Raw genomic sequence first — 6246 nt, forward strand, 5'->3', positions numbered from 1 at the left:
AGACTTTATTTCTTAACCATTAAATCTTCAAGTTTCAACCCTGTGGCTTTGTGAATGCTACGCCACAAGTAATAAAATATGGCCATCATCATTACCATAGATGGAATGGCAATCATTGGATAACTATACAGAGTCATCTGTCCCAACTCTTCATTGAACGCTTCCGTACCCGCAGGGCTTGTCACAATCCATTTAGCAAGTATGTAATTCATCGTGGCTGAAAAAGCAAAAGAACCAGCAACAAAATAGGTCGCCTTCATCAGCTTACGCTCAAAAATCTTAACACTGTTATTTTCTTCTAACTTCTTTTGGATAGTTTCTACATCCATAATGGCAGCGTTAAACAACAAGGCTCGCACCAGAGGATACGGTGTAAAAGTAGACACCAATACCGCAATTCCTATAATCGCAGGAATTGACGCTTCTTTGATCGCCAACCACTTATTGTCCAACTCAAATAAGCCGATGCTGCCAGTCAACAGCACACTTACTAGCCCTAACAAGGCAATAAAATTAAATTTTCTGTATTTAACCAGCTCAAATAGTCCCCAACCAAGCGGAAAAGCAAGCGCAAGCATAAGACCGCCACTGACGCCTAACTTATCTTCACCGCTTAGCTTCATTAAAATAACAGACGGCAAAATAACACTAACAATAAGGTCCACCATAGGACGTGGTTTATGTGCAGGAGAACTGTTCATAGGTTTACGATTCCAAGTTAAATACAAAAACGACTGATCAAGCCATTATACAGAAAAAAGCCCAATCAATGCTCAGACCTCAAAGATAAACGTTTTGTTCAATGATTATTAGCCTAATCAAATAACGTTGCGACGTTTTTGCGCTATACTGCAGCACATTTGTCTTTTGACAACTCCTAACCCTCTTATGACAACCTGTCCGAGCGCCTATGCCATTTGCAAAACTGGGATTATCCCCCCAACTAATACAAGCTGTTACAGAACTGGGGTACACCACGCCAACCCCCATACAGAAACAAGCCATTCCTCTCATTCTCTCAGGAAAGGACCTCATTGCCACAGCGCAAACTGGCACCGGAAAAACCGCGGCTTTTGTTTTACCCATACTTGAGGGTTTCAACCGCACTCAAAGACACCGTGAACAGGCTCCCCTACGAGGCAAACGCATTCGAGCGCTAATTTTAGTTCCTACACGAGAGCTTGCCGTTCAAGTTACCGCCAGCATTGCTGACTACAGCAAACACCTTGAATTAAGCAGCATGGCTGTTTATGGTGGCGTCGATACTGAACCACAAAAACAACGATTAATAGAAGGAATCGATATCTTAGTGGCCACACCAGGACGATTACTGGATCTGGCCCACCAACGCGCAGTGCATTTTGATGAACTAAAAGTACTGGTTCTAGATGAAGCAGACAGAATGGTCGATATGGGGTTTGCTGGTCACATCAACAAAATAATCGAACGCCTCCCCGAAAATCGTCAAAACTTATTGTTTTCAGCCACCATGACGGACGATGTTCGCGCTCTAGCATACGATTTCTCTGATAGTAAAATGACCGATCTGGCTGCAGAAATCGCCATTTCTCCGAATATCCGAGCCGCAGCCAACATCAAGCAATGGCTAATCACAGTAGATAAGGATACAAAATCCGCCCTACTCAGCCATTTGATACAGACACAAAATTGGGATCAAGCACTGATCTTCATTGAGAAAAAGCACGGCGCTGCCAAACTGGTCGATCAACTGGCAAAACGTGGTATCCAGGCAGACTCTATTCATGGTGACAGAAGCCAAGCCATGCGCGAAAAGATTTTAACTCAGTTCAAATCAGGTGAATTAAAATACCTAGTCGCAACAGGCATTGCCGCTCGAGGACTCGACATTGGCGAACTAAGCCGCGTAGTGAATTACGATTTACCCTTTAAACCAGAGGAATATATTCATCGTATTGGCAGAACTGGGCGCGCTGGTGCCACTGGTGAAGCAATATCCTTTGTGGCCATGGGCGACTTTAAAAACCTCTGCGCGATTGAAAGTCGCCTCAAACACGTCATTGACCGCAAAGAAATCACCGGTTTCCCAGTGAGAAAAACCGTCCCCATTTCAATATTAAATTATGTGCGAAAAAGCAACCGATAACTAAATCGCTCTCTTTTTAGATACAAAAGTTTACAAATGTAGATAATATGCTGTATATCTAAGAAATACTTTACGGCAGCGGTAAAAACTAAGGCATGAAAGATCATATAACAATATCGATTTCTTCTATTCATGGAAGCAAGCACTTTAGTTTTGGAAAAAGAACCCGCTATACGGTTAAATTTGTCAGCTGTGTGATCTTTCTTTGTGTACTCATAACCGCAGGCATTATTTATTATCTCGTTCATGATGCGGAGTTTTCGAAATTAAAACTCCGCGAATTAGAAAATAAATCATTGTCTTTAAGCAAAGAGATCACATCGCTAACAGCACTCAAGATAAACTTAGAGCAAGATTTATCGGAACGTGAAGAACGCATGCAATTAGTATCTGATCGGTTGGATGATCTAGAAAAACTTCTTGGCATGGACAGCCAAATGGATGCAAAATTTGAATCACGCCTAAACATTGCCACCATCAACTCGTCAATACGCGTCGCCATGTTAACCCAAATCCCAAGTGGTCCACCGGTCAAACACGCCAGAATCTCATCTAGCTATGGCGAACGCAAACACCCTCTCACTGGCATGACAACCTTTCACCGCGGTCAAGATTTTGCTGTCAATATCGGTACAGCTATTTATGCCCCAGCAGATGGCGCCATTGAATCCGTCCGTCCAGGCAACAAAGGTTCTGGCAATTATATTCGGATACTTCATGCGTATGGCTTTTCAAGCTCATATTCTCATTTAAGTAAGTTCGCCGTCCACCGAGGGGATTTTGTAAAAAAGGGCGACTTAATAGGCTATTCAGGAAACAGTGGATTGTCCTCTGGACCGCACCTTCATTATGAAGTTCGGTTTATTGGACGGCCATTAAATCCAAAACCCTTCGTGGATTGGAGTGTTGATAATTTTGATACCATTTTCAAAAACATAAGAGGTATACAATGGGAATCTTTGGTGGGCAAAATAGAGTCAAGAGTCAGTCATCAACTACAACGCTCATCGCAGAAGGTTGCACCCTCAAAGGACACCTCAAAGTAGCGAACCAGCTACAAATTGATGGTACCGTAGAGGGTCAAGTCGATGCGATTACACAGTTAAAAATCAGTGAATCAGGCAAAGTGCTCGGTGAAATAACCACTGAGCGATTGATCATTAATGGTCATTTCGAAGGCACTTGCCGCGCTAATTACGTTGACATTCTGAGTAACGGACGCATTAGTGGCACGGTTTACAGTGATAATCTCAGTATTGAACCAGGCGGAAAGTTCACTGGAATCACTCATCCAGCGCAGACCACCACACCCAAACAAGAAGAAAAGGCACAGGGACCGCAACGCTCAGACAAAAAGCTCGCTTTAATTAGCAATGATCCGCCCATTAGTTAAATGTAATGGGGGCAGTCTTAAACAAAATGCTCAAGCAGCTCGGCATTTGTGGGATACGTTTGCAATAAAGCAACCAGTTTACTGGCGCCATCTACGGGTTGAAGCTGAGTAAGCGATCGGCGCAGAGATCGCACCTTTTCGATATCTTTGCTATCAATTAGCAACTCTTCACGACGCGTGCTGCTTTTTGCTATGTCTATTGCCGGGAAAATCCGATGGCTTGCCACCTCCCGTGACAATACAATTTCCATATTGCCTGTCCCTTTGAATTCTTCAAAAATCACCTGATCCATTCGACTCCCGGTGTCCACCAAAATCGTAGCAAGAATCGTTAATGAACCGCCGTTCTCAATGTTTCTTGCCGCCCCAAACAGTTTACGTGGGATTTCCAACGCTCTGGTATCAAGTCCACCAGACATAGTACGGCCACTGCTCTTGCGGTCTGCATTATGAACCCGTGACAACCGAGTCAATGAATCAATCACAATCATCACATCCTGCCCTTCGCCCGCTTGAGCACGCGCTTTATCAAGCAGCTCATCGGCTACTCTAACATGCTGAGCGTAGCTTTCATCGGAAGAGGAGGCATGTACTTCTGCGCAGACTCCGCGTTTAAAATCGGTCACTTCTTCTGGTCGTTCATCAATCAACAAAGCATACAATTTGATCTCAGGATAGGCATCACCCACTGCTTCACAAATGTGCTTTAACAGAGTCGTTTTGCCAGAGCCCGGTGGCGCAACAATCAAACCGCGCTGCCCCAATCCAATAGGCGTAATTAAATCCATCGCTCGCATAGACAGATGCTGAGAAGCAGACGCCAAACGAATACAAGGAGCAGGATGAATAACAACTCCATTCAAAAAACGCTTCTGCGGATCGGTTTCAGTCACATCCTGAACCCCTTCCTCAACAGGGTTTAGATCAGAAGACCGCTTCCCTTTTAAACTCAATATTTTTCTCGTCATGGTATTGGTTACAGCCTTAGTAATGATAACTTTTGCTAACGTCATAGAGCGACGCACTTAAGAACTCAACGTACAGGAAATACGCCAGACTAATCTTCAAATCGGTTTAGATGGCGTCCTCTTGGTTCATCTCCGACATGAAGCACAACATCAGAATGCAAAAACTCTGCCGCAGCCGCAGAATCCTTCACCTTTACAGAGCTGCGCTCAAGCATCTCAGATTCAAACTCCGCCAATACGGCTTGCCTTACACCCACTTCTCGCCATTGAGAACCAAGCCTACAACCTGTCGCAATGCCTCGAGCCAATGCCAACGCATCCAGCAAAGCTTGATTTGCACCCTGCCCTTTAAATGGACTCATTGGGTGAGCGGCATCGCCAATCAAGGTAATACGCTTACCCTGCTCCAGCCATTCAGGTTCAAGTAACGCTCGGTCGTATACTGGGTATCCAGATACCAAAGAAAATGGCGTAGCGTTTAAAATTTGAGGAATAGGCGAATGCCACTGGGTTCGACGACAAGCCTCTTCTTTCAATGCAGACGCACCCTGCTCACTCAATGCTTTGGCATCGCTTTCACTCATGGGAAAACTCAGCTGCCACATAACCGAATCAGCCGCATAAGGCATAACATAAATTCGTTCATTGCCATTCGCGGTTTGAAATACCGTCGCAGAATCCAACAGATCGCTTTCAACATCACCAAGATCCGCCAATGAGCAAATCCCTAAAATCACGATGCAACCTAAATAACGAAGTGGGGACGCCTCCTCCGGAATCAATAAGCGACGCACCGCACTGCGAATACCATCCGCTCCCACAACAAGATCAGCATTAGCACGCCTTACCTCACCATTGACTTGAAAGCGTAACTCAACACCCTCTTCTGACTCTTTTAAATCAACCAGCTGATGACCCCATTGCACAGCCGCTTTACCACCAAGCTGATCAAGCAAAGCCAAACGCAGAGACTGACGAGCAATATGAATGTTGGTTCGTTTGGGGGCTGTTTTTGTACCAGAATGAACCCACTTCCTCATTCCCCACTCACCAACCACCTCACCTTCCGGTGTATGAACCAAATGCCTTGTGGAGACCACACCTTCTTGCAAAGAAAAAATCCCCAATCCTTCAATTGCTTTACTCGCCTGTTGCAAAGTCAACCCATAACCCTGCGACCGAACATCGAAACCACTGTCTCTCTCATAAAGTGTAAAAGGGACGCCACGATGCAAACAAGCCACCGCCAACGCCACCCCACCTATGCCGCCACCAACAATAGCAACATGCGGATAATTTTCAGCATCCGCAACAGGAAAATGATCAGCAGGCAACAACCCAGAACCAGCACACTTCAAACACAACTCAAGATGCCCTTTTGGACGAACAGGAGCCACCCCCTCGCCTTGCATTTGTTCAAAGTCATTCAACTCCTTCAAATACATCAAGCGTACTTTTTTACGCAACCTGCGACTGCGTTTCCCACGACCATGGCAATAAGAACACGCAACCCAACAACCCTCTTTAACGTCCAATTTATTCACTTCTTCTCTACAAAAGCCACAGTCGTCTAACACACTATCGACAGACCAAAACCTTAAATTAATATTAACTGACGTGAATAATAGCCGATACACGCTAAGCCACCACCCCCTTTTTCATATTCAACTAAAATACAGAATAAATACTAGGACACACACTCTAAAAACATTCACACCAACATTCACACCAAGACACGCACTGTAAAAAATACTCATCCA

Annotated in this window: 6 protein-coding genes; 3 read left to right on the forward strand and 3 right to left on the reverse strand. The window is 44.7% G+C overall.

Annotated features, from left to right (window positions below):
• Window positions 1–5: 5 nt before the first annotated feature.
• Window positions 6–701, reverse strand: a complete 696-nt coding sequence (locus DKT73_RS13230) for a VC0807 family protein (protein ID WP_111639024.1) — start codon at window positions 699–701, stop codon at window positions 6–8.
• Between the two features lie 209 nt (window positions 702–910).
• Here DKT73_RS13230 and DKT73_RS13235 point away from each other — a divergent pair, with 209 nt between their 5' ends.
• The 3 genes from DKT73_RS13235 to DKT73_RS13245 all read left to right on the forward strand — a co-directional run bounded on the left by DKT73_RS13235 (window position 911) and on the right by DKT73_RS13245 (window position 3518).
• Complete coding sequence (locus DKT73_RS13235; protein WP_111639025.1) at window positions 911–2125, forward strand: DEAD/DEAH box helicase; 1215 nt, start codon at window positions 911–913, stop codon at window positions 2123–2125.
• A 95-nt stretch (window positions 2126–2220) separates the two neighbouring features.
• Window positions 2221–3171, forward strand: a complete 951-nt coding sequence (locus DKT73_RS13240) for a M23 family metallopeptidase (protein ID WP_111639026.1) — start codon at window positions 2221–2223, stop codon at window positions 3169–3171.
• Window positions 3075–3518 (forward strand): bactofilin family protein, encoded by a 444-nt coding sequence (locus DKT73_RS13245; protein ID WP_111639027.1) that lies wholly within the window; start codon window positions 3075–3077, stop codon window positions 3516–3518. The genes DKT73_RS13240 and DKT73_RS13245 overlap by 97 nt, the downstream gene beginning before the upstream one ends.
• A 17-nt stretch (window positions 3519–3535) precedes the next feature.
• Here DKT73_RS13245 and rho read toward each other — a convergent pair whose 3' ends face one another.
• A complete protein-coding gene (gene rho / locus DKT73_RS13250; protein ID WP_111639037.1) occupies window positions 3536–4486 on the reverse strand; it encodes a transcription termination factor Rho in 951 nt (316 codons plus the stop codon).
• A gap of 89 nt (window positions 4487–4575) precedes the next feature.
• Complete coding sequence (locus DKT73_RS13255; protein WP_232827876.1) at window positions 4576–6030, reverse strand: FAD-dependent oxidoreductase; 1455 nt, start codon at window positions 6028–6030, stop codon at window positions 4576–4578.
• Window positions 6031–6246 lie beyond the last annotated feature (216 nt).

This window comes from Marinomonas shanghaiensis, assembly GCF_003259175.1.
GTDB classification, from domain to species: domain Bacteria; phylum Pseudomonadota; class Gammaproteobacteria; order Pseudomonadales; family Marinomonadaceae; genus Marinomonas; species Marinomonas shanghaiensis.